Source organism: Pseudomonas marginalis (assembly GCF_008692035.1).
Classification (GTDB): domain Bacteria; phylum Pseudomonadota; class Gammaproteobacteria; order Pseudomonadales; family Pseudomonadaceae; genus Aquipseudomonas; species Aquipseudomonas marginalis.
On the sequence record NZ_VTFG01000002.1, the window covers coordinates 1,713,928 to 1,738,455 of the forward strand.

Genomic DNA, 24,528 nt, shown 5'->3' on the forward strand with positions numbered 1-24,528 from the left:
TCGCAGTGTGTCAATCAACAGATGTGCAGCTGACCCACCGCTTTCGGGGGCAAGCCCCCTCCCACATGTGACCGCATTCCGTCTTGAGGAGGTCAGTCGAAGGTGATGCCTTGAGCCAGCGGCAACTCCAGCGAGTAGTTCACGGTATTGGTCTGGCGGCGCATATACCCGCGCCATGCATCCGAACCCGACTCGCGCCCGCCACCGGTCTCTTTCTCACCGCCAAACGCGCCGCCAATCTCCGCGCCGCTCGGGCCGATGTTGACGTTGGCGATTCCGCAGTCGCTGCCCACCGCCGACATGAATTGCTCGGCCTCGCGCACGTCAGTGGTGAAGATGCACGACGACAGGCCTTGGGGTACGGCGTTGTTCAGGCGCAGGGCTTCGGCGAAGTCCTTGTAGCCGACGACATACAGAATCGGCGCGAAGGTTTCGGTGCACACCACATCGCTTTGCTCAGGCATTTCGACAATGGCCGGTGACACGTAGTAGGCGTTGGGGAACTTGTCTTCCAACTGGCGCTCGCCGCCGAACACCTTGCCGCCTTCACTCAAGGCCTGCTCCAGGGCGTCCTGCATAGCGTCGAAGCCATGCTTGTCGATCAGCGGGCCGACCAGGTTGCCCTCCAGCGGGTGGCCGATGCGCACTTTGGAATAGGCGGCCTTGAGGCGGGTGACGATTTCTTCCTTGACCGACTCGTGGGCGATCAGGCGGCGCAGGGTGGTGCAGCGCTGGCCGGCGGTGCCGACGGCGCTGAACAGGATGGCGCGCACGGCCATGTCCAGGTCGGCGCTCGGGCCGAGGATCATGGCGTTGTTGCCGCCCAGCTCGAGGATGCTGCGGGCAAACCGCGCGGCAACTTTCGGCGCCACTTCGCGGCCCATGCGGGTGCTGCCGGTGGCGCTGATCAGGGCCACGCGTGGGTCATCCACCAGCGCAGCGCCGGCATCGCGGCCGCCGATGATGACCTGGCTCAGGTACTGCGGCGCATCCTTGAAATTCTTCAGCACACGCTCGAACAGCGCCTGGCACGCCAGGGCGGTGAGCGGGGTCTTTTCCGACGGTTTCCAGATCACTGCGTTGCCGCACACCAGCGCCAGTGTGGTGTTCCACGCCCACACGGCCACCGGGAAGTTGAAGGCGCTGATCACCCCGACCACACCCAGCGGGTGCCAGGTTTCACGCATATGGTGGCCTGGGCGCTCGGAGGCGATGGTCAAGCCGTACAACTGGCGGGACAGGCCCACGGCGAAGTCGCAGATGTCGATCATTTCCTGCACTTCACCCAGGCCTTCCTGGGTGATCTTGCCGGCTTCCCAGGACACCAGCTCGCCCAGATCGGCCTTGTATTCGCGCAGTACATCGCCGAACTGGCGCACCAACTCGCCGCGACGGGGTGCCGGCACGTTGCGCCAGGCCTCGAATGCATGCTCGGCGCGACTGACCTGTTGCTCCACCTCGGCGGCACCTTCCCAGTGCACACTGCCGATACGGCTGCCATCAATGGGCGAATGCACGGGTTGTTTACCCGCCTGGTACAGCGCCGGGTTTACCCCGAGACGATCAAGCAATGCGGCAACCATGGGTCACTCCTTTAATCTTCGAACAAAAAATCGCACCGCGGCACGCACGGCGATCCAGGCCTTATTTGTAGCTGGCCCAAGACTTGCCAACAAACGACGATTAGGCGAGATATCATTCCGTTTATTCATGCAAAGAATAAAAAGAGGCATGCCGTGCTGAACAAAAGACATTTGCCCTCGATCACCGCGCTGCAGTGTTTCGAGGCCGCCACCCGCCACCTGAGCTTCACCCGCGCCGCCGAGGAGCTGAACCTCACGCAAAGCGCAGTGAGCAAACAGGTCGCGCAGTTGGAGGAATTACTCCAGCACCTGCTGTTCCGCCGCGTACGCCGCCGCTTGCAGATGACTCCGGCAGGTGACCTGTACCTGGTGGAAGTACGCAAGATCCTCACGCAGGTGGAGATGTCCACCCACTACCTGCGCTCCTATGGCGGCGAGACCGAAGTGTTGCGCGTGTCCACCCCCTACACCTTTGGCGCGCGCTGGCTGGTGCCGCGCCTCAAGGGCTGGCGACTGCGCCACCCGCAGATCCACCTGGACCTGTGCAACGAACAGGAGCCGGACGAACTGCTGCAAGGCAAGGCCGACATGGCCTTCTACTTCGGCCAGGGCTCGCGCCCCGGCACCGAGAGCCTGAAACTGTTCAGCGAAGAGCTGGTGCCGGTGTGCGCCCCGGAAAGCCTGCCGGCGCAGCCGTTCACCGATCCCACGCAACTGAGCGACCTGGTGCTGCTGCAAAACGCCTCGCGCCCCCAGGGCTGGCACGACTGGTTTGCCGACCAGGGTTATCACACCGAACACAGCTACCACGGGCCGCGTTTCGACACCTTTTATATGTGCATTCGTGCGGCGCAGGTCGGTTGCGGCGTGGCCTTGTTGCCGCGCTTTCTGGTGGAAGAAGAACTGGCCGACGGCAAGCTGGTGATCCCCTGGCAGCATGCAATGCCCAGCCAGGACGCTTATTACCTGGCCTTCCCGGAACACGCGGCGGAGGTGCCCAAGGTGCGGGAGTTTGTGAAGTGGATGATGGAGCAGGTTATTTAGCGCCTGGAAAATCGCTATCGGGAGCAAGTCGAATCGTCGCACCGCCCCTCCCACATCTGGAACGCATTCCAAGTGTGGGAGGGGGCTTGCCCCCGATGGCGCCAGTGGCCTTGGAAAAAAATCACTGGCAAACCTACCCGCGTCTATGCGCCACTAGCCCTCTTCCTTAATTATGCGTAAAGGTCCGCCCCCATCGCCGACCTGTCTGGAGATTCCCGTTATGAGCGAGAGTGTGTTTGCCGATCGCATCGTGCAGAACTTGCTCGACACCGACTTCTACAAGCTGACCATGATGCAGGCGGTGCTGCACAACTACCCCAATGTGGAAGTTGAATGGGAGTTTCGTTGCCGCAACAGCGAAGACCTGCGCCCGTACCTGGCGGAGATCCGCTACCAGATCGAGCGCCTCGCCGAGCTGAGCCTGAGCCCCGACCAACTGGGGTTCCTGGAACGCATCAGCTTTATGAAGCCGGATTTTCTGCGCTTTCTCGGGCTGTTTCGCTTCAACCTGCGCTATGTGCAGACCGGCATCGAGAACGGCGAGTTGTTTATCCGCCTGCGCGGGCCGTGGCTGCATGTGATTCTGTTTGAAGTGCCGATGCTGGCGATCGTCAGCGAAGTGCGCAACCGCTACCGTTACCAGACGGTGATCCTCGAACAGGCCCGCGAGCAGCTGTACCGCAAGTTCGACTGGCTGACGGCCAACGCCAGCAGCGATGAGCTGTCCGAGCTGCAAGTGGCCGACTTCGGCACGCGCCGACGCTTCTCGTACCGCGTGCAGGAAGAGGTGGTCAGCGTGCTCAAGCATGACTTCCCCGGGCGTTTTGTCGGCACCAGCAACGTACACCTGGCCCGCGAGTTCGATATGAAGCCACTGGGCACCATGGCCCATGAATGGATCATGGCCCACCAGCAACTCGGCCCGCGCCTGATCGACAGCCAGATCGCCGCCCTCGACTGTTGGGTCCGCGAATACCGTGGCCTGCTGGGTATCGCCCTGACCGATTGCATCACCACCGACGCCTTCCTTGGCGACTTCGACTTGTACTTCGCCAAGCTGTTCGATGGCCTGCGCCATGACTCCGGCGACCCGGTGCAGTGGGCCGAAAAAGCCATCGCCCACTACCACAAGCTGGGCATCGAGCCGATGAGCAAGACCCTGGTGTTCTCCGACAGCCTGTCGTTGCCCAAGGCCTTGGAAATATTCCGCGCGCTGCGTGGTCGCATTAATGTGAGCTTCGGCATCGGCACCAACCTGACCTGCGATATTCCAGGGGTGGAACCGATGAGCATCGTGCTTAAAATGACCGCCTGCAATGGCCAGCCCGTCGCGAAGATCTCCGATGAAGCGGGCAAGACCCACTGCACCGACCCGAATTTTGTCGCCTATTTGCGTCATGTTTTCAAAGTACCTGCCATCTCTAGCAAGGAGTGAATCATGCAAGCCGTACAGCGTGAGATTGCTGAACAGCTCAAGGTCCAAGCACCGTTCAAGGACCAGGCCGCCCTCGAGGCCGAGGTCGCCCGGCGCGTAGCGTTTATCCAGGACTGCCTGCGTAATTCCGGGCTCAAGACACTGGTGTTGGGCATCAGCGGCGGCGTCGACTCCCTGACTGCCGGCCTCTTGGCCCAACGCGCGATGCAGGAACTGCGCTCTCGCACCGGTGACGAGGCCTACCGCTTTATCGCCGTGCGCCTGCCCTACGAAACCCAGTTCGATGAAATCGATGCCCAGGCCTCGGTGGACTTTATCGACCCGGACGAGCGCCACACCGTGAATATCGGCCCGGCGGTGAAAGCCCTGGCCAATGAAGTGGCGGCGTTTGAAGGCAAGGCGGCGGTGTCCCGCGACTTCGTGCTCGGCAACACCAAGGCGCGCATGCGCATGGTGGCGCAGTACACCATCGCCGGCGCGGCCAGCGGCCTGGTGATCGGTACCGACCATGCGGCGGAAGCGGTGATGGGCTTTTTCACCAAGTTCGGTGATGGCGCCTGCGACCTGGCGCCGTTGAGCGGCCTGGTGAAAAACCAGGTACGCGCGATTGCGCGGTTCTTTGGTGCGCCGGAGTCGTTGGTGGAGAAGGTGCCGACGGCCGATCTGGAAGACCTGTCGCCAGGCAAGCCGGATGAAGCGTCACATGGCGTGACCTATGCCGAGATCGATGCGTTCCTGCACGGTGAGCCGGTGCGCGAGGAAGCGTTCCGGATCATCTGCGAGACGTACCGCAAGACCGAGCACAAGCGGGTGATGCCGTTTGCGCCGTGAGGTGAGCCAGATAGTGGTGTGTTGATTGGCAGGCAGTCATCGGGGGGCAAGCCCCCGATGAACGATAACGCGGTCTTACTTCAGGACCACAGTGCCCTTCATCATCGAAATGTGGCCTGGGAACGAGCAGAAGAACGCGTAATCCGTACCGGCCGCCAGTTTCGAGACATCGAAGGTCACCGAATCCTTCTCGCCGGCACCAATGATCTTGGTGTGGGCGATGATGCGATCGTCACCCTCTTTCAGGTAGTTCTTGTCGATGCCAGCGGCCATGCCATCAGTGGCAACCGGCTGCATGTTGGCGGCGCTGGTCAGCACCCAGTTATGGCCCATGACGTTTTTCGGCAGGCTGCCGGAGTGAGTCAACTCAACCGTAAACGTCTTGCAGCTCTTGTCGATCGTGATTTCCTTGGTGTTGAAGGACATCTGGTCAGTGGAGTCGACGGTGACCTTGCACTCTGCAGCAAGCAACTGGCCGCTGGCCAGAGTCAGCAGGGAAACAGCAACGAGTTTGGCAAACATGTGAATCTCCAAGGCAGGGTTTAAACAACGCGTAATGCGACAAGGGTGCCTGAGGCAGGCAAAAACTCTTATGACCTGAATCAACAGATTGTATACAACTTTAGGCTATCAGACTTATCGACACAATCAACCAGCCAAAGTGCCGCAGGCTGTCTATGATCGGCCCATCACCCACTGGAGCCCGAGCCATGCACCTCAACCAACTGTTCAATGGCCTCCTGGCCGCGTACGCCTGCGGTAAGTGAAGGCCAAGCGCCCCTTGAAGCTGCTACCATGTCGTCCCAAGGCAGCTGCGCGCCGCCACCCTCACCTTCGACCCTAGAGGATCGCCCATGGCAAAACCTAATTACTCCTTCGCCAAACGTCAGAGAGACTTGGCCAAGGAACAGAAGAAAGAGGAAAAACTGCAACGCAAGAAAGCCGCGGTAGATGAAGAAGCGGGCGCACTCAACCCGGATGCTGATGGTGAAGTAACGAACGACGAGACTGAAACACCAAAAGATCCAGCTGAATAATTTTCGTTGTGGTGAGCAGGCCACCCCGGCTCACCACGCTCCCCTGCTATTCCAGCGGCATCACCGTCACCCGCACCTCCGGGTCATGGCTCCCTCCCCCCAGAATCACCCCACGCAACGGCGACACATCGGAGAAGTCCCGGCCCCAGGCCAGGGTGATGTGCTCCAGTGCCGGCTGCACATTGTTCGTCGGATCGAAATCCACCCACCCCGATACCGGGCAATACACCGAGACCCATGCGTGGGAGGCATCGGCGCCGATCAGCCGTGGCTGGCCGGGTGGTGGCTGGGTGAGCAGGTAGCCGCTGATGTAACGCGCCGCCAGGCCGCGCGAGCGCAGGCAGGCGAGCATCAGGTGGGCGAAGTCCTGGCACACGCCGCGGCGACGCTCCAGCACTTCCACCAGCGGCGTGGCGACCTGGGTGGCTTCGGCATCGAAGGTGAATTCACTGAAGATCTTTTCCATCAGCGCCTGCACACCCAACAGCAACGGTTTGCCAGGGGGAAAACAGCTTTCGGAAAATTCGACGAAGGTTTTCTTCAAGTGCACGTAGGGCGATTCGAAGCGATAGCGACAGGCTTCGATCAACTCGAGCGACAGCGGCTGGCTGCCGTAGGTCAGGCTGTCGCGGGTCTGGTCCCAGGCGGGCGACTGCTGGAAATCCAGCACCGGCCGCGCCAGCACTTCCACGGTCAGCCCGGCGTTCACCAGTAATTCATCATGGGGCCGCTCGAACGCCAGGCGGGTGATCGGGTTGCCGAACACGTCCAGCTCATCCCGGCGTGACGACGGCGGCGGGCTGATATCCAGTTGCTGGGCGCTGCAACGCTGCCAGGCGCACGGCCTCGGCCATAAATGCGCGAGCTGCTGGGCCAGGGACACCGGGCTGTCGTAGTGGTAATGGGTATCGTGGAAAATCTGGTAGCGCGCACTCATCACACCGACACCGTTTGCTGACTGACATCATCCACATGGGCAAAGTGGCGCAAAGCCAGACGATCCGATACCTGCCCACTCTCATCGGCGACCGCCTGCAGCAGGTCGGCCAGGCCTTCCAGTGCGGCACGCACGCTGGATTCGCCAAACAACGGGTTCTCCAGGCACGCCAGGTCGAAACGCGCCAGGCGCTCCACCAATGGGCCCAGGCCGGTTTCCCGAGGCACACCAAAATCGTCGTTGAGACGTCGCAGCGTGCGGCTCACCAGCTTGAGCTGGAACAGCACCGCGTGGGGGTTTTGCTCGTCCAGCAGCAGCAGGTCGAGTACCGGGATCAACTGCGGCACCGCCAGGTAGCGCGAGCGGTAGGTGATGCTGCTGTTGCCCAGCTCCAGCAACCACTCCAGGCCCGCTTGATCGAACACCGCCACGCCGCGCAGGAATGCCGCCAGGCTGCTGCTGAGAAATTGCAGGCGCTCGATGCGCCGGCCCATCATCAGGAAGCGCCAGCCTTCGTCGCGGGTCATGTCGTCCAGAGCAAACCCGGACAGCGCCGCCAGGGACATCACCAGGCGGTTGAGGAAGTCCAGCAACTCACCAAAATCCGGGCTTTCGCTCTCCAGCTCCAGGGCTTCGCGCTGCAACTCCACCAGGGCCTGCCAGTTTTCACGGGACAGCTTGCCGCGCACCTGGGACGCCGCCCACTGCAAGCGTTGCAGGTTGGCGCGCAGGCTCGACGGCCAATCATCGCCGAGCAAGGCCGCCTGCAAACGCTCGGGCAGCTCGCCCTCCTCCGGCAGCAGGCGCAGGTTTTCACCCAACTCGACCGCCGCCTGCAAGGCCAGGGGGTCATCGCCGTCGACATAGCGCGCCAGCACGATGCGCAGCCAGCGTGCGCTGTCGTCGCAGCGTTCGCAGTAACGGCCGAACCAGAACAGGTTTTCCACCACGCGGGACGGCAGATAAGGGTCGCGGCGCACCAGGTCGTGTGCACCGATCGCGCGTTGGGCGCGCCAATGCTCGCCACTGCTGGCACGTTCGCCCAGCACCCAGGTGTCCTTGCTGGCGCCGCCGCGCTGCATCGATACCACTTCGGCATCGGCGTCGGCCGCCACGCGGGTCAGGCCGCCGGGCAATACACGGTAGCCCTCCGCGCTGGCCACGGCATACACGCGCATGCCGATGGCGCGGTGTTGCAGGTGATCCTCCACGGTGTGCCACACCGGTGCCTGGGACAGTTGCGCCAGCTCCTGGGCGACGTAGGCGTAAGGCCGCGCACGCATGCGTTCGGCCAGGGCCTGGCGTTGCTCGTCGTTCAAGTCGCGACCGAATACCGGGGTGAAACTTTGCGACGGAAACGCTGGCTTGATCAGCAGTTCCGGCAGTTTCTCCAGGGCTTCGGCGAGCACCGGCGCCTCACCGCACCACCAGGTGGCGATGGACGGCAGGATCAATTCTTCGCCGAACAGGAACTGGTTGATCCTGGGCAGAAAGCCGAGCAAACCGGGGGATTCCAGCACGCCGCTGCCCAGGGCATTGGCCACCAGCACATTGCCCTGGCGCGCGGCGTCGAGCAGGCCGGGTACGCCGAGGGCGGAGTCGGTGCGCAGCTCCAGCGGGTCGCAGAAGTCGTCGTCGAGGCGACGCATGATCGCGTGCACCCGGCGCAGGCCACTGAGGGTTTTCAGGAACACCGTGCTGTCGCGCACCGTGAGGTCGCCGCCTTCCACCAGCGGGTAGCCGAGCTGACGCGCGAGGTACAGGTGTTCGAAATAGCTCTCGTTGAAACGCCCAGGGGTGAGCAGCACGATCAGCGGCGGCTGGTCATCGCTCGGCGCCTGGCGGGCCAGGGTTTCCTGGAGCGTGCGGAAGAAACCGGTGAGGTGCTGCACCTGCAGATCACGGTACAGGTCCGGGAAGGCGCGGGACACGATGGTGCGGTTTTCCAACGCATAACCGGCGCCCGAAGGCGCCTGCGTGCGGTCGGCGGTGACCCACCAGCGGCCATCCGGGGTACGCGCCAGGTCCACGGCATACAGGTGAAGAAACGCACCATCAGGCGGTTGGATGCCCTGGCACGGCCAGAGGAAATTGTTATGCCCGAACACCAGCTCGGCCGGCAGCAGGCCTTCCTTGATCAAGCGTTGCGGCCCGTAGAGGTCCGCCAGTACGGCGTTGAGCAGGCGCGCACGCTGGGCGATACCCGCTGACAGCTGCTGCCATTCATCGGCCGCCAGCACATGGGGCAGCAGGTCCAGTTCCCACGGGCGATCGGCGCCCTTGGGGTCGGCGTAGACGTTATAGGTGACGCCGTTTTCCTGGATCTGCCTTGTCAGCAGCGCCTGGCGCTGGGCCAGTTGCGCGGGTGTGCTGCGTTGCAGGTGATCGAGCAAGCGCTGCCAATGGGCGCGTACTGCGCCACTGTCGTCCAGCAGTTCGTGATAAGTACCCGCGGTCAGCGGGTATTGGTCGAGCAAGTCGGGCATGGAACGCTCGGCAGAGGCAAAGGGGCTCAGTTTAATTCAAATTCACTGCAATCTAATGTGGGAGGGCGCTTGCTCCCTCCCACATTGTGATCGCTTTTAGTCATTTTTATTGGAGTGACGCCGCAGATCCAGGGTCATCGGCAATTCGTCATTGATCACAACACTCGGCACGGTGAGCTTGCCAGGCGTGTGGCCGAGACGGAAAAACCGCGCCATGCGCCGGCTCTCCGCCTCATTGGCGTTTACCGGCAGGCTGTCGTAGTTACGCCCGCCCGGATGCGCGACATGGTACTGGCAGCCGCCCAGGGAGCGTTGCATCCAGGTGTCCAGCAGGTCGAACACCAGCGGCGCGTGCACCGGGATGGTCGGTTGCAGGCAGTTGGCAGGTTGCCAGGCGCGGTAACGCACGCCGGCGACGAACTCGCCAATGCGCCCGGTCGGTTGCAGTGGCACCGGGATGCCATTGCAGGTCAGCAGGTAGCGTTGCGGCGGCAGCCCGCTCACCTTCACCTGCAAGCGCTCCAGGGACGAATCCACATAGCGCACCGTGCCGCCCACCGCGCCCTCTTCGCCCAGTACATGCCAAGGCTCCAGGGCCTGGCGCAGTTCCAGTTCGATCCCGCTGACGGCGTAATCGCCCACCTTGGGGAAGCGGAACTCCAGGTGCGCGGCGAACCATTCGGCGCGCAACGGGTAACCGGCGGCGTTCAACTCGACGATCACATCGGCAAAGTCCTGCTCGATAAAGTGCGGCAACAGGAAGCGGTCATGCAATTCGGTGCCCCAGCGCGCCAGTTTCGGCGGCGCATAGGGTTCACGCCAGAAGCGCGCGACCAAGGCCCGCAGCAGCAATTGCTGGGTCAGGCTCATGCGTGCGTGGGGCGGCATTTCAAAGGCACGCAACTCCAGCAGGCCCAAGCGGCCGGTGGCTCCATCCGGCGAATAGAGTTTGTCGATACAGAATTCGGCGCGGTGGGTGTTGCCCGTCACGTCGATCAACAGGTTGCGCAGCAGGCGATCCACTAACCACGGCGGGCATTCTTCACCCGGCTGCGGCATTTGGGCAAAGGCGATTTCCAGCTCATACAGCGCGTCGTTGCGGGCTTCGTCCACCCGCGGTGCCTGGGAGGTCGGGCCGATAAACAGGCCGGAAAACAGGTACGAGAGCGAGGGGTGGTTATGCCAATAGCTGATCAGGCTGCGCAGCAGGTCGGGCCGGCGCAGGAACGGCGAGTCCTTAGGCGTCGCGCCCCCCAGCACAAAGTGGTTGCCGCCGCCGGTGCCGGTGTGGCGGCCGTCGATCATGAACTTCTCGGTGGTCAGCCGGGTTTGCCGCGCCTCCTCGTAGAGGAATTCGGTGCGTTCCACCAACTCGTCCCAGGTCGCGGACGGCTGCACGTTGACCTCGATCACACCCGGATCCGGCGTAACGCGGAAGTTGCTCAGGCGCATATCGAACGGCGGTTCGTAGCCTTCCAGCAGCACCGGGCAGTGCAATTCCTCGGCGGTGGCTTCGATGGCGGCCACCAGTTCCAGGTAATCCTCGACGCGTTCCAGGGGCGGCATAAACAGGTACAGGCGCCCTTCCCGCGCTTCGGCACACAGGGCAGTGCGGGTCAGCCAGTCGGCGGACTCGTCGACCTCGGGCACTCGCTCGTCGTTCGGCGCGGGTTCGCCATGGCTTTGCAGTTGCGCACTGGCCGGCAGTTCCGGCTGATCCTGGTTAGGGTCGGTGGGGTGCACGAACGGATACTCCGCCGCCGTCACCCACGGCTGCGAGGCCAACGGCAGGCGATAGCCCAGCGGCGAATCCCCCGGCACCAGGCGGCAATGGTTATCGCGCAGGTACCAGCGCCCGCTCTGCCAGCGGTCATTGGCCGCCGTACGCGCCAGCGGCAGTACCTGGCCGATGACTTTATCCAGGCCCTGGCTGAACACCTTGCGCAGGCGTTCGCGCTCCAGCTCGTCACTCAAGCGCGGGTCCTGGGCCGTGACGTTTTGCGGCAGCGCACCTTCGCGCCACAGGTAGTAGAAGTTGTCTTCGAAGGCCGGGAATACAAAGCGCGCCGGCAGCTTGAGGCGCTCGGCGACGCTGGCCAGGAAGCGCCCGGCCATTACGCCATCGGCGCCGTAGTCCTGTTGTTCATCGGCGATCAGCGCGCTGTTGTGCCAGATGGGCACGCCGTCACGGCGCCAGTAGCAGTTAAGCGACCAGCGCGGCAATTGCTCGCCGGGGTACCACTTGCCCTGGCCGAAGTGCACCAGGCCCTTGGGTGCGTAGTGCTTGCGCATGCGCTGGAACAGCTCGGCGGACAAGCGCCGCTTGTCCGGCCCGAGGGCTGCGGTGTTCCACTCGGCGCCGTCAGGGTCGTCGATGGAGACGAAGGTCGGCTCGCCGCCCATGGTCAGGCGTACATCATCCTTGAGCAGGTCGCCATCGATCTGCCGGCCCAGGGCCTGGATCGCCAGCCATTGCTCTTCGGTGTAGGGCTTGGTGACCCGTGGCGCTTCCCAGATGCGCTCCACCGACATCTCGTGGGTAAATTCGCACTCGCAGGGTTCCACCAGCCCACTGATCGGCGCGGCGGACGATGGATCGGGACTACAGGCCAACGGGATATGCCCTTCACCGGCGAACAGCCCGGAGGTGGCATCCAGGCCGATCCAGCCGGCACCGGGCAAATACACTTCGCACCAGGCGTGCAGGTCGGTGAAGTCGACTTCGGTGCCGGAGGGGCCGTCGAGGGCTTTGACGTCGGCGGTCAGCTGGATCAGATAGCCGGACACAAACCGCGCCGCCAACCCGAGGTTGCGCAGCAATTGCACCAGCAGCCAGGCCGAATCACGGCAGGAGCCGGACGCGTTTTCCAGGGTGAATTCCGGGGTTTGCACCCCCGGTTCCATGCGAATCAGGTAGCCGATGTCGGCGGCCAGGCGCTGGTTGAGGCCCACCAGGAAATCCACGGCCGGCAGCGGGGTGCGGTCGATACCCGCCAGGTAGGCGGCAAACCTCGGCGTCAGCGGCAGGGTTTCCAGGTACGGCGCCAGCTCGCGCTGTTCATCGGCGGCATAGCTGAAGGGAATTTTTTCGGCGTAGGGCTCAAGGAAAAAATCGAACGGGTTGAACACCGCCATCTCGGCGACCAGGTCAACCTCGATGCGCAGTTCATCGGTCTTTTCCGGGAACACCAGACGCGCCAGGTAATTGCCCTGGGGGTCCTGCTGCCAATTGATGAAGTGCTGCTCGGGCAGCACTTTGAGTGCGTAGGACAAAATCCGCGTGCGGCTATGGGCCGCCGGGCGCAGACGTACAATCTGTGGGCCGAGTTCGACCGCGCGGTCGTAGCGGTAATGCGTAACGTGGTGCAACGCGACATGAATCGACACGGCGGCCTCCTGCGAGCCAGGGCATGGACACAACGCGCGCAAGACTTATGCCAGAGCGGCGGTCATTGCGCTTTATCGTAAGACCCGGTGCAGTACAGCACCAAAACGGCGCCGACGGTGGTGTCGTGGTGCAGGCGCCGCACATATTTGTGGCGTTAATGTGAGGATGGGTGGCGAATCTACCCAATCAACGGGTTTTGCGCTTTGCGATTACGGCTGGTTTAACCGCCTGCCGAATGCGACGGATTCCCACGAGTTTCATGCGCATCTCTCGTTGAACCTTGCTGTTAAGTGTCAATAATCCGAGCAATGGGAATAACAGCGCCAACCCATACAGGACTTTGTGAGGCTGGAATTGAACCATCGGAACTACAAACAGTAGACAGGCGACATAGATACCGACCATTCCCCACACCCATGAGGGTCGGCCCCGCAAAATCATAAAGTTGCTATGGACCGTCAACAGAATGAGCAGCGCCCCGGCAGACATGATCTTGAGCCCCACTTGAGCCATCGGCGCATCACGAAAATAGGTGATGAACGCCAGCGCCACAGCCAACGCCAAAGAAAAACACGCAGCAAATACGCCGCCCATAAACGTCAGAAAGTATTGTCTGAAAAAGTCGCGTAGCGTCATCAATTCGCTCATTCGCTTACCTCCTCGTACAGTCCAATCGCGATGGTGTTGACGTTTCCGGAGTAGGCACTCCCGCCAAACCCAACGCTTGCGCCTAGGACGTCTTTGATCTGGGTAGTGGTGCTGTGCTTGAGCTGCGTAGGGGTGAAACGCTTGGTGAGTTCGCCCGACGCCTGCCTCAATTTGATCATCTTCGCGGTCAAGCTGGGATGGTTGATGCTCAGCAGCTCTTTCGTCAGCTTGGCTCTTTCCTGGCGATTCAAACCGCGAAGCACATCACGCAGGCTCTTGCCCGTCGATGCTTTGGCGGCCCTGACCAGCTTGACCGTCGTCAGGGCCGAAGCGCCCACGCCAGCCAGTGATACGGCGTCCAGCACGATGGACGCATTCTGGTACCAGCCTTCACTGTCGAGCGAATCCTTGACCTCAGGTTTGGCGACTTCCAGCGCTGTTCGGGCAATGCCGTTGAAACACTGAAGCGTACTTGCGCCGGCAGCCGCATACCCCACTACAACGATGACGGAACTGGCGCCAGCGCTGAAAGGCACCAGAATTGTTCCACTGGCGATCGCAGCCCAACTGATGACCGCCCCCAAGCAGGAGATTCCGGTATTCACGGCTTCGCCAATCAGTCGCGATTCTCGAGGATTGCTCACGACATGTTGAGCAAACTGTGTTGGCGCAATGTACTTCTGCGCTTCACGCAAAATGATGCGCTTGGGCTTGATGCTGCAGATGGGCTTGAATTCGCGCAGGGTAATGACATTGAAGTCAGCGTCGATATACACCACCCCCGCGCCGACGATGCTGGGGTCGGCGTCGATGGCCGCGAACAGCCGTGGCAGGTTGATCTGGCTTTCGATGCGCTGGCGCGCCATGAACTGGGAGCGGTTGGAGTCCATGCCGATGCCGGCCAGGGGGTTGCCCATGGGGTGTTCTTCCTTGAAGAGGTGGAGACTGGACTGACGCTATCGGGGGCAAGCCCCCTCCGACACTTGTCTGTATTCGCAATCCAATGTGGGAGGGGGCTTGCCCCCGATAGCGATTTAATGGGCGCCACCTTACCAAACAGCCTCCCCACCGCCTAGAAAGCAAAACGCCAGCACAAGGCTGGCGTTTGCATTTTCAAGCGACGATCAACGCGGCACAACCGGCTTGCGGGCCGGCTTGCCGCCCTTGCCCTTGGCCGCATCACTGCGTTCCTTGGCCGCCTGCTTGTTACGCGCCTGGGCCGCCGCCTTGGCTTGCTCACGCTTGTCCCACGGGTTGCTGCCGTCACTGCCACGGGGCGGCAAGCCGGTGTGCTGGGTGAGGATCCTGGTGGTGGTTTCCTTGGCGACCTTGTGGCTGCCAGCCGGCGTCGAGTTCTTGCGACGGGCGCTCTGGTAGCTGTCGGTGCTCGGCTGGTGCAGCGGGATCAGCTGGTCCTTGCCCGGCCCGATCAGGTCGGCACGGCCCATGCGGGTCAGCGCTTCACGCAGCATCGGCCAGCCCTTCGGGTCGTGATAGCGCAGGAACGCCTTGTGCAGGCGGCGCTGCTCTTCGCTCTTGACGATGGTCACCGCGTCGCTCTTATAGGTGACCTTGCGCAGCGGGTTCTTGCCCGAGTGATACATCGCGGTGGCGGTGGCCATCGGCGACGGGTAGAACGCCTGCACCTGGTCGGCGCGGAAGCCGTTGCCCTTGAGCCACAGGGCCAGGTTCATCATGTCTTCATCGGTGGTGCCCGGGTGGGCGGCGATGAAGTACGGGATCAGGTACTGCTCCTTGCCCGCTTCCTTGGTGTACTTCTCGAACATGCGCTTGAACTTGTCATAGCTGCCGATGCCCGGCTTCATCATCTGGTTGAGCGGACCTTCCTCGGTGTGTTCCGGGGCGATCTTGAGGTAGCCACCGACGTGGTGGGTGACCAGCTCCTTGACGTATTCCGGCGACTCGACCGCGAGGTCGTAGCGCAGGCCGGAAGCGATCAGGATCTTCTTCACCCCCGGCAATGCACGGGCGCTGCGGTACAACTGGATCAACGACGAGTGGTCGGTGTTCAGGTTCGGGCAGATACCGGGGAATACGCACGACGGCTTGCGGCACGCGGATTCGATTTCCGGGCTCTTGCAGGCAATGCGGTACATGTTCGCGGTCGGGCCGCCGAGGTCGGAGATCACACCTGTGAAACCTGGAACCTTGTCGCGGATCTCTTCGATTTCGCGAATGATCGACTCTTCGGAACGGTTCTGGATGATCCGGCCTTCGTGCTCGGTGATCGAGCAGAAGGTGCAGCCGCCGAAGCAGCCACGCATGATGTTCACCGAGAAACGGATCATGTCGTAGGCCGGGATTTTCTCCTTGCCGTACGCCGGGTGCGGAACACGGGCGTACGGCATGCCGAACACGTAGTCCATTTCTTCGGTGGTCATCGGAATGGGCGGCGGGTTGAACCATACGTCCACTTCGCCGTGCTTCTGCACCAGGGCGCGGGCGTTGCCTGGGTTGGTTTCCAGGTGCAGCACGCGGTTGGCGTGGGCATAGAGCACGGCGTCGCCACGGACTTTTTCCACCGAGGGCAGGCGGATCACGGTCTTGTCGCGGGTCATGCGCGGGCTGGCCAGGATCTGCACGACCTTGGCTTCTTCCGGATCATCGACCGGCCCCTTTTCCTGCTCGATGGCGCAGGCCTGGGTGTCCTGGGTGTTGACGTACGGGTTGATGATCTTGTCGACCTTGCCCGGGCGGTCGATACGTGTGGAATCCACTTCGTACCAGCCGGCTGGGGTATCGCGACGGATGAACGCGGTGCCGCGCACATCGGTAATGTCTTCGATCTTGTGGCCCCACGACAGGCGCTGGGCGACTTCGACGATGGCCCGCTCGGCGTTGCCGTACAGCAGGATATCGGCGGTGGCGTCGATCAGGATCGAGTTGCGCACGCGGTCCTGCCAGTAGTCGTAGTGGGCGATGCGGCGCAGGGATGCTTCGATGCCGCCGAGTACGATCGGCACGTTCTTGTAGGCTTCCTTGCAACGCTGGCTGTACACCAGGCTGGCGCGGTCCGGGCGTTTGCCGGCCATGCCGCCTGGGGTGTAGGCGTCATCGGAACGGATTTTCTTGTCGGCAGTGTAGCGGTTGATCATCGAGTCCATGTTGCCGGCCGCGACGCCGAAGAACAGGTTCGGCTCGCCCAGTTTCATGAAGTCGTCTTTGGACTGCCAGTTCGGCTGCGCAATGATCCCGACGCGGAAGCCCTGGGACTCCAGCAGCCGGCCGATGATGGCCATGCCGAACGACGGGTGGTCCACGTAGGCATCACCGGTGACGATGATGATGTCGCACGAATCCCAGCCAAGCTGATCCATCTCCTCCCTGCTCATCGGCAGGAATGGCGCAGGGCCGAAACATTCGGCCCAGTACTTGGGATAGTCAAATAACGGCTTGGCTGTTTGCATGACGGTGACCGGTGTTGAGATGAAAAATCGCGGGCGCGGAATATAGCACAAATTTTGACCAATTCCGACGGTAATGGTCGGAATTGAGCAGACGGGTTATTCGTCGTCGTCGAAGTTGTAGCTGCCCGGCGCCAGGTTCTCGAAGCGTGTGTATTTACCGATGAACGCCAGGCGGATAAAGCCGATCGGGCCGTTACGCTGCTTGCCGATAATGATCTCGGCAATGCCTTTGTGCTCGGTCTCGGGGTGATACACCTCGTCGCGGTACACGAACATGATCACGTCGGCATCCTGCTCGATCGCTCCGGATTCCCGCAAGTCGGAGTTCACCGGGCGCTTGTTGGGGCGTTGTTCCAGGGAGCGGTTGAGCTGGGACAGGGCGACTACCGGGCAGTTGAATTCCTTGGCCAGGGCCTTGAGCGACCGAGAGATTTCGGAAATTTCGTTGGTGCGGTTATCGCCACTGGAGCCCGGGATCTGCATCAATTGCAGGTAGTCGATCATGATCAGGGCGATGTCACCGTGCTCACGTACCAGGCGGCGCGTACGTGCACGCATCTCGGACGGGCTGATACCGGCGGTGTCATCGATAAACAGCTTGCGGTCGTTGAGCAGGTTGACCGCCGAAGTCAGGCGCGGCCAGTCGTCGTCTTCCAGGCGACCGGCACGCACCTTGGTCTGGTCGATACGGCCGAGGGACGACAGCATACGCATGATCAGCGATTCGCCTGGCATCTCGAGGGAGTACACCAGGACGGTCTTGTCGCTGCGCAACACGGCGTTTTCCACCAGGTTCATCGCAAAGGTGGTCTTACCCATGGATGGACGGCCGGCGACGATGATCAGGTCGGACGGCTGCAGGCCGCTGGTCTTCTCGTCGAGGTCGGTGTAGCCGGTGGAAATACCGGTGATGGCGTTGTCGGTGTTGAACAAGGTGTCGATGCGGTCGATGGCCTTGGTCAACAGGTCGTTGACGCTGACCGGGCCGCCGGTTTTCGGGCGCGCTTCGGCGATCTGGAAGATCTGGCGCTCGGCTTCGTCAAGGATTTCGGCGGCGGTGCGGCCTTCGGGGTTGAAGGCGCTGTCGGCGATTTCGGTGCTGATGCCGATCAACTGGCGCAGGGTGGCGCGCTCGCGAACGATCTGGGCATAGGCCTTGATGTTGGCGACGGACGGCGTGTTTTTTGCCAGCTCACCCAGGTAGCCCAGGCCACCGACCTGGGAGGTCTGGCCTTCCTTGTCCAACTGCTCGGCCAGGGTCACCACGTCGATTGGGGAGTTCTGGTCGGCCAGCTTGGCGATGGCACGGAAGATCAGGCGGTGGTCATGACGATAGAAATCACCGTCCGAGACTTGATCCAGCACGCGTTCCCAGGCGTTGTTGTCCAGCATCAGGCCACCGAGCACGGCCTGTTCGGCCTCGATGGAATGCGGCGGCACCTTCAGGGCAGCGGTTTGCAGATCGTATTGCTCAGGAGCTGAAATATCGTTCATGGCCACTTGGAATTAGGGGATTGTAGAAAAACAAAAGGCACGACCTGTAAACAGGATCGTGCCCGATGTTAACTGCCCGGCACACGAGGTGCCAGTCAGTTAGGTGCGACTTAAGCTGCTACCACGACAACGCGTACGGTGGCTTCAACTTCGGCGTGCAGGTGCACGGCTACGTCGAATTCGCCTACGTTGCGGATGGTGCCGTTCGGCAGACGAACTTCGCTCTTCTGCACTTCAACGCCGGAGGCGGTCAGTGCATCAGCGATGTCGTGGGTGCCGATCGAACCGAACAGCTTGCCTTCGTCACCGGCGGTGGCAGTGATAGTCACTTCCAGCTCAGCCAGTTGGGCAGCGCGAGTTTCGGCCGAAGCTTTCTTGTCTGCTGCTGCTTTTTCCAGCTCGGCACGACGCTCTTCAAACGCAGCCAGGTTGGCAGCGGTTGCAGCGGTGGCTTTGCCGTATGGCAGCAGGTAGTTACGACCGTAGCCGGCCTTAACGTTCACTTTGTCGCCCAGGTTGCCCAGGTTGGCGACTTTTTCCAGAAGGATCAGTTGCATGTGAAAATCCTCTAACTTTTAACCTTCACCGTTCGCGTTATCGGCGTCTTTCGGCGCAGAACGTCCGCGAAAATCAATCAGGCTGTCGACAATGGCCAAGACCACGAGTAACGGACCGATCAAGTGCATGAGCGGCAGGACGGTGACGTAGATCCCCACCAGCCAGAAACTGGCCAGTCTTTTCTGCGCGACAAGCCCGTGAATCAGGGACAAGCCAGCGAAGAACAGCGGCACACCGCACAACGGCAACAGGATCAAGGTGTGCCACCCGATAAACGGGGCAACGCACATGACGGCCAGCAGTGACAGCGCAACGCGCTTGGGGATCCGGATTGCGCGAAACTCGCTTCCGAAACCGCCGGGGTTATACAACAACGCCTGCCAATAGCGCCCAAGAATCAGGCACAACACACTAAAGACCTGCACCGAAACCGCTGTCGAAATGATCAACATCGGAACTGCCAGTGAAGCGAGTGCTGCTTTCTGGTCTGCCGAGAACTTCTCGTAAGACTCACCCATCACCAGCGGCAAGACGTGTTGAAACGTCTGCGCCAGCGACTCGATGAAGGAACCGAAGACGGTCCCCAGGCTCACCGCACACAACAACCCCACGGCCGTGCTGACCAGCAGCACGCGATTCCAGGAATGCCCGGCGCGCAAAACCAACGCCAGGCTGCAACTCCCCAACAGCACCAGAAGCGCTGTCGGGTCTTGCAGGAAATGCCAGCTCACCAACACTGACAACAACCCCAGACCCAGGACGCTCAAGGCGTCCGAACCGCGCCGCAGGAGCACAAGGCAACCCGCGGCGGCACCCAACCAGAACAACAACGGCAACACTGCACATCCAGCCACTACCAGAGTGGCCTGCACACGACCGCGCATGATGAACTCAGCTAAGGCGCGCATGCATTCAATCCCTTACTACTTGTCGACTGCCCGGTCTCAGCGGCCGTGGCTGTCGGTGTAGGCCAGCAGGGCCAGGAAGCGGGCGCGCTTGATAGCGGTAGCCAGCTGACGCTGATAACGTGCTTTGGTACCGGTGATACGGCTTGGAACGATTTTGCCGGTCTCGGATACGTAGGCTTTCAGAGTGTTGAGATCTTTGTAGTCGATCTCCTTCACTTCTTCAGCGGTGAAGCGGCAAAACTTACGACGACGGAAGAAACGTGCCATTTGATAGGCTCCTTAATAAGGTCCGTGGATTACTCGTCAGCGTTATCGCTGCTGTCGCTGTCATCACTATCAGCGCTATCAGCGCCTTCGTGCTCAGGACGGTCGCGACGCTCACGGCGCTCACTGCGGTTTTCTTCAGCCTTGAGCATCTCGGATTGGCCGGTAACGGCTTCTTCGCGACGGATGACCAGGTTACGGATCACTGCATCGTTGTAGCGGAAGTTGTCTTCCAGCTCGGCCAGGGCCTTGCCAGTGCACTCAACGTTCAGCATCACGTAGTGAGCCTTGTGAACATTGTTGATTGCGTAGGCCAGTTGACGACGACCCCAATCTTCCAGACGGTGGATTTTGCCGCCGTCTTCTTCGATCAGCTTGGTGTAACGCTCAACCATGCCGCCGACTTGCTCGCTTTGATCCGGGTGGACCAAAAAGATGATTTCGTAATGACGCATGAATGCTCCTTACGGGTTGTAGCCTGCCGCTCAAAAACGGTCAGACAAGGAGTGAATGACACTTATGGATCTTGCCGCAGGGAGGCACATCGGTGCCTGCCAGGAAGGCAAGGGGCGCAATTGTAGAGAAGGGGAAGAACGGGCGCAAGGTGATTGGTGATTATTTGAACAATCGCCCAGGCACCACAAAAGCAAATGTGGGAGGGGACAGTCCCCTCCCACATGTTGGTTCTACGCCAGGCTTGGAATTACTTCTTCGCCTTGGCCTTGGCACCACGCTGACGCTGGGCCTCAAACAGGCACACACCGGTCGCAACCGACACGTTCAGGCTGCTGACGCTACCGGCCATCGGCAGGTGCACCAGATAATCGCAATGTTCACGGGTCAGGCGACGCATGCCCTTGCCTTCGGCCCCCATGATGAGGATGGTCGGACCGGTGAGGTCCTGGTCATAAATGCTGACCTCGGCCTCTCCCGCCGTGCCCACGACCCACAGGCCGCGCTGCTGGAGTTTCTCCAGGGTGCGCGCCAGGTTGGTCACGGCCACCAGCGGAATCACTTCCGCCGCGCCACAGGCGACTTTACGCACCACCGGCGTCAAGGTAGCCGACTTGTCCTTCGGCACAATCACCGCCAACGCACCCGCAGCATCCGCCGAGCGCAGGCACGCGCCGAGGTTGTGCGGGTCGGTCACGCCGTCCAGCACCAGCAGCAGCGGTGCACCTTCGGTACGGTCGAGCAGCTCATCGAGCATCGCTTCGCCCCAGACCTGGCTCGGACTGACGTCCGCCACCACACCCTGGTGAACGCCTTCGACCCACACGTCCATTTCACGCCGTTCGGCCTGGCCGATGGCGACTTTGTTTTGGCTGGCCAACTCGACCAACGCCTGTACGCGCGGCTCGCTGCGACCTTCGGCCAGCCAGACTTGCTTGACGCGCTTAGGATGGTGACGCAGCAGTGCTTCTACGGCGTGGACGCCGTAGATTTTTTCCAGACTCATGACTTGGCCTTAGGTTTGCGCGACCCGCCGCTTTTCGCGGGGGCCGAACCCGCTTTTGGCGGGCCTTTACGGTGTTTACTGGGCTTGCTCGACGGCTTTTCCGCCCCTTGGGACTTTCCCCCAGACGCCGCTTTACCACCGCTTTTGGCTTCGTTGAGCAACTGCTGCTTCAACTCACGACTTTTGCGCAGTTCGGCGTTTTTCGCCGCCGCGTCGCTTGGGCGGTAGGCCTCGGGGGCTTTGTCCTTGGCTGCTGGACGGCGCCCGGCCTTGGCTGGAGCGGGCTCTGCAACTGCCGCTTTGGCGGGAGTGCCTTTGCCTTTGCTTGCAGGCGAAGTCGTCTCGCTGCCACGCTTTTTACGGCCCGGCGCTTCGGCGGGCTTGTCAGGCATGCCAAAGTCGATCTTGCGCTCGTCGAGATCGACGCGCATGACCTGCACTTCCACGGTATCGCCCAAACGGAAGCTGCGACCGGTACGCTCGCCCGCCAGGCGGTGGTGCACAGGGTCGAAGTGGTAGTAGTCACCCGGCAAGGCGGTGACGTGCACCAGGCCTTCGACGTAGATGTCGGTCAGCTCGACGAACAGGCCAAAGCCGGTCACGGCGGTGATCACGCCTGGGAACGACTCGCCCACGCGGTCCTTCATGAACTCGCACTTGAGCCAGTTCACCACGTCGCGGGTGGCTTCGTCGGCGCGGCGCTCGCTCATGGAGCACTGCTCGCCCAACTGTTCCAGGGCCGCTTCGTCGTACGGGTAGATCCGCGCCTTCGGAATGGTCATGGCACCGGCACGCTTGACGTGCGGGGTGTTCTGCTTGGAATGGATCACGCTGCGGATTGCGCGGTGCGTGAGCAAGTCCGGATAACGGCGAATCGGCGAGGTGAAGTGGGTGTACGCCTCGTAATTCAGGCCGAAGTGGCCCTGGTTGTCGGCGCTGTACACCGCCTGGCTCAGGGAGCGCAGCATCACGGTCTGGATCACGTGGTAATCCGGACGGTCCTTGATGCTGGCCAGCAGTGCCTGGTAGTCCTTCGGCGTCGGGCCGTCCTTGCCTTTGTGCAGGGACAGGCCCAGCTCGCCGAGGAACGCGCGCAGTTTTTCCAGGCGCTCCGGTGGCGGGCCATCGTGTACACGGTAGAGCGCAGGGATTTCGTGCTTTTTCAGGAATTCAGCGGTGGCCACGTTGGCCGCCAGCATGCATTCCTCGATCAGCTTGTGCGCATCGTTACGGGTGGTCGGGGTGATCGCGGCGATCTTGCGCTCGGAACCGAAGACAATCCGGGTTTCCTGGGTTTCAAAATCGATCGCGCCACGCACATGACGGGCACCCAGCAACACTTTGTACAACGCGTACAGCTGCTTGAGGTGCGGCACCACATGCCCGTACTCACCACGCAACGCCTTGGCTTCGCTGGTTTTCGGCTGCTCCAGGATGGTGCTGACCTTGTTGTAGGTCAGGCGTGCCTGGGAGTGGATCACCGCTTCGTAGAACTGGTAATCGGTCATTTCGCCGGTTTTCGAGATAGTCATCTCGCAGACCATGGCCAAACGGTCGACTTTCGGGTTCAGGGAGCACAGGCCGTTGGACAGCTGCTCGGGCAGCATCGGGATCACGCGCTCAGGGAAATACACGGAGTTGCCGCGTACCTGGGCCTCGTTATCCAGGGCCGAACCGATCTTCACATAGCTGGAGACGTCGGCAATCGCGACGAACAACTTCCAGCCACCGGAGAACAGGCGCAGCTTGCCGGGCTTGGCTTCGCAGTAGACCGCATCGTCGAAGTCGCGGGCATCTTCACCGTCAATCGTGACAAACGGCAGATGGCGCAGGTCGATGCGTTTTTCCTTGTCCTTCTCTTCGACTTCCGGCTTGAGCTTGGCGGCTTCCTTGAGCACAGCCTCAGGCCAGACGTGAGGAATGTCGTAGGTGCGCAGCGCGACGTCGATTTCCATGCCCGGCGCCATGTAGTTGCCGACCACTTCAACAATATCGCCCTGGGGCTGGAAGCGCGCAGTCGGCCAGTGGGTGATTTTCACCTCGACGAACTGGCCGACCTTGGCAGCGCCATTGCGGCCCGGGGTGATCAGCACTTCCTGCTGGACCTTCGGGTTATCCGGCACAACAAAGCCGATACCGCCTTCTTCGAAGTAGCGGCCGACGATGGACTCGTGGGCACGGGACACCACTTCGACAATCACGCCTTCACGGCGACCGCGACGGTCCAGGCCGGAAACCCGCGCCAGGGCACGGTCGCCATCGAACACCAGGCGCATCTGCGCCGGGCTCATGAACAGGTCATCACTGCCGTCATCCGGGATCAGGAAGCCGAACCCGTCACGGTGGCCGGCAATGCGGCCGAGGATCAGGTCGAGCTTATCCACGGGTGCGTAGGTGCCACGGCGGGTGTAGATCAGTTGAGCATCGCGCTCCATGGCACGCAGGCGGCGGCGCAGGGCTTCGAGCTGGTCTTCGGTGGTCAGACCGAACTCTTCGACCAGCTGCTCACGGCTAGCAGGCGAACCCCGATCGGCGAGGTGCGCCAGGATCAGTTCGCGGCTAGGAATAGGGTTTTCATATTTTTCCGCTTCACGAGCGGCCTCGGGATCGAGGGACTGCCAATCGGCCATTAGAGATTTTTCACCTTGTCTATATGCGGGTTAGTTTGGCATACGCGTATTGAAACGGGAAATTTCAGGCATCAACAAGCGTTTAAAAGCCTTTTACAGCCCTCGCCGCGCACCTTGCACGACCATTGGCGAAATTTCCCAGGTTTTTTTCATAGCAGGGGTTTACAGCTAAAAAACGGCTCCGTATAGTGCGCGCCATCGACGACGGCAACGTTGTTGATGCTGCCCAGGTGGTGAAATTGGTAGACACGCCAGCTTCAGGTGCTGGTGATCGCAAGGTCGTGGAAGTTCGAGTCTTCTCCTGGGCACCAAATTCAGATCAAACCCGCGAAAGCGGGTTTTTTCGTTTCAGGCTTCTGATTTTTAACGAGAAAAACGATTTATATTTTTCGAATCAG

19 protein-coding genes and 1 tRNA gene are annotated in these 24,528 nt (G+C 61.5%); 5 read left to right on the top strand and 15 right to left on the bottom strand.

The annotated features are described in order from the left end of the window. Positions 1–92: 92 nt before the first annotated feature. On the bottom strand, positions 93–1,583 hold the full coding sequence (gene amaB / locus FX984_RS28180; protein WP_027607699.1) for an L-piperidine-6-carboxylate dehydrogenase: 1,491 nt from the start codon (positions 1,581–1,583) through the stop codon (positions 93–95). A gap of 153 nt (positions 1,584–1,736) precedes the next feature. Between amaB and FX984_RS28185 the strand changes: the two genes are divergently transcribed. The 3 genes from FX984_RS28185 (at position 1,737) to nadE (ending at position 4,893) form a co-directional block, all read left to right on the top strand. After that, the gene (locus FX984_RS28185) at positions 1,737–2,627 is read left to right on the top strand and encodes a LysR family transcriptional regulator (RefSeq protein WP_146476861.1); all 891 of its coding nucleotides are present in this window, start codon (positions 1,737–1,739) and stop codon (positions 2,625–2,627) included. A 220-nt stretch (positions 2,628–2,847) separates the two neighbouring features. Beyond that, positions 2,848–4,062: a nicotinate phosphoribosyltransferase gene (gene pncB, locus FX984_RS28190; RefSeq protein WP_012721934.1), complete on the top strand. Its 1,215-nt coding sequence runs from the start codon at positions 2,848–2,850 to the stop codon at positions 4,060–4,062. A 3-nt stretch (positions 4,063–4,065) separates the two neighbouring features. Next, positions 4,066–4,893: an NAD(+) synthase gene (gene nadE, locus FX984_RS28195; RefSeq protein ID WP_027607697.1), complete on the top strand. Its 828-nt coding sequence runs from the start codon at positions 4,066–4,068 to the stop codon at positions 4,891–4,893. Positions 4,894–4,968: 75 nt separating this feature from the next. On the opposite strand, the gene azu is transcribed toward nadE, so the two are convergent. Further along, entirely contained in the window at positions 4,969–5,415 is a 447-nt protein-coding gene (gene azu, locus FX984_RS28200; protein ID WP_027607696.1) for an azurin, read from the bottom strand. A 332-nt stretch (positions 5,416–5,747) separates the two neighbouring features. On the opposite strand from azu, the gene FX984_RS28205 reads away from it, so the two are divergent. Next, a complete protein-coding gene (locus tag FX984_RS28205) occupies positions 5,748–5,930 on the top strand; it encodes a hypothetical protein (RefSeq protein WP_027607695.1) in 183 nt (60 codons plus the stop codon). A gap of 46 nt (positions 5,931–5,976) precedes the next feature. On the opposite strand, the gene FX984_RS28210 is transcribed toward FX984_RS28205, so the two are convergent. From FX984_RS28210 to rnr, 13 genes are all read right to left on the bottom strand, one after another. Next, entirely contained in the window at positions 5,977–6,867 is an 891-nt protein-coding gene (locus FX984_RS28210) for a transglutaminase family protein (RefSeq protein WP_092358964.1), read from the bottom strand. Beyond that, on the bottom strand, positions 6,867–9,353 hold the full coding sequence (locus FX984_RS28215) for a circularly permuted type 2 ATP-grasp protein (protein WP_092358966.1): 2,487 nt from the start codon (positions 9,351–9,353) through the stop codon (positions 6,867–6,869). Before FX984_RS28215 ends, FX984_RS28210 begins: the two co-directional genes overlap by 1 nt. A gap of 96 nt (positions 9,354–9,449) precedes the next feature. Beyond that, the gene (locus FX984_RS28220) at positions 9,450–12,740 is read right to left on the bottom strand and encodes a transglutaminase family protein (RefSeq protein WP_146476860.1); all 3,291 of its coding nucleotides are present in this window, start codon (positions 12,738–12,740) and stop codon (positions 9,450–9,452) included. 187 nt (positions 12,741–12,927) lie between these two features. Continuing rightward, entirely contained in the window at positions 12,928–13,389 is a 462-nt protein-coding gene (locus FX984_RS28225) for a hypothetical protein (protein WP_146476859.1), read from the bottom strand. Next, positions 13,386–14,306, bottom strand: coding sequence for an Ssp4 family T6SS effector (ssp4, locus tag FX984_RS28230; protein WP_027607691.1), 921 nt, complete (start codon positions 14,304–14,306; stop codon positions 13,386–13,388). Before ssp4 ends, FX984_RS28225 begins: the two co-directional genes overlap by 4 nt. Before the next feature lie 207 nt (positions 14,307–14,513). Continuing rightward, positions 14,514–16,817, bottom strand: a complete 2,304-nt coding sequence (locus tag FX984_RS28235) for a YgiQ family radical SAM protein (RefSeq protein ID WP_027607690.1) — start codon at positions 16,815–16,817, stop codon at positions 14,514–14,516. Between the two features lie 96 nt (positions 16,818–16,913). Then, positions 16,914–18,311: a replicative DNA helicase gene (dnaB, locus tag FX984_RS28240; RefSeq protein WP_017526410.1), complete on the bottom strand. Its 1,398-nt coding sequence runs from the start codon at positions 18,309–18,311 to the stop codon at positions 16,914–16,916. A 110-nt stretch (positions 18,312–18,421) separates the two neighbouring features. Further along, the gene (gene rplI, locus FX984_RS28245; protein ID WP_003171376.1) at positions 18,422–18,868 is read right to left on the bottom strand and encodes a 50S ribosomal protein L9; all 447 of its coding nucleotides are present in this window, start codon (positions 18,866–18,868) and stop codon (positions 18,422–18,424) included. An 18-nt stretch (positions 18,869–18,886) separates the two neighbouring features. Further along, positions 18,887–19,777 carry a YybS family protein gene (locus tag FX984_RS28250; protein WP_065925619.1) on the bottom strand — a complete coding sequence of 297 codons (891 nt, stop codon included), beginning with the start codon at positions 19,775–19,777 and terminating at the stop codon, positions 18,887–18,889. 36 nt (positions 19,778–19,813) lie between these two features. After that, positions 19,814–20,044, bottom strand: a complete 231-nt coding sequence (gene rpsR, locus FX984_RS28255) for a 30S ribosomal protein S18 (protein WP_003171373.1) — start codon at positions 20,042–20,044, stop codon at positions 19,814–19,816. Between the two features lie 29 nt (positions 20,045–20,073). Then, positions 20,074–20,496 (bottom strand): 30S ribosomal protein S6, encoded by a 423-nt coding sequence (rpsF, locus tag FX984_RS28260; RefSeq protein ID WP_003171371.1) that lies wholly within the window; start codon positions 20,494–20,496, stop codon positions 20,074–20,076. Positions 20,497–20,744: 248 nt separating this feature from the next. Beyond that, positions 20,745–21,500: a 23S rRNA (guanosine(2251)-2'-O)-methyltransferase RlmB gene (gene rlmB / locus FX984_RS28265; RefSeq protein WP_027607688.1), complete on the bottom strand. Its 756-nt coding sequence runs from the start codon at positions 21,498–21,500 to the stop codon at positions 20,745–20,747. Continuing rightward, positions 21,497–24,130: a ribonuclease R gene (gene rnr / locus FX984_RS28270; RefSeq protein ID WP_027607687.1), complete on the bottom strand. Its 2,634-nt coding sequence runs from the start codon at positions 24,128–24,130 to the stop codon at positions 21,497–21,499. The genes rlmB and rnr overlap by 4 nt, the downstream gene beginning before the upstream one ends. Before the next feature lie 224 nt (positions 24,131–24,354). Between rnr and FX984_RS28275 the strand changes: the two genes are divergently transcribed. Continuing rightward, positions 24,355–24,441: transfer RNA gene (locus tag FX984_RS28275), tRNA-Leu, on the top strand. Positions 24,442–24,528 lie beyond the last annotated feature (87 nt).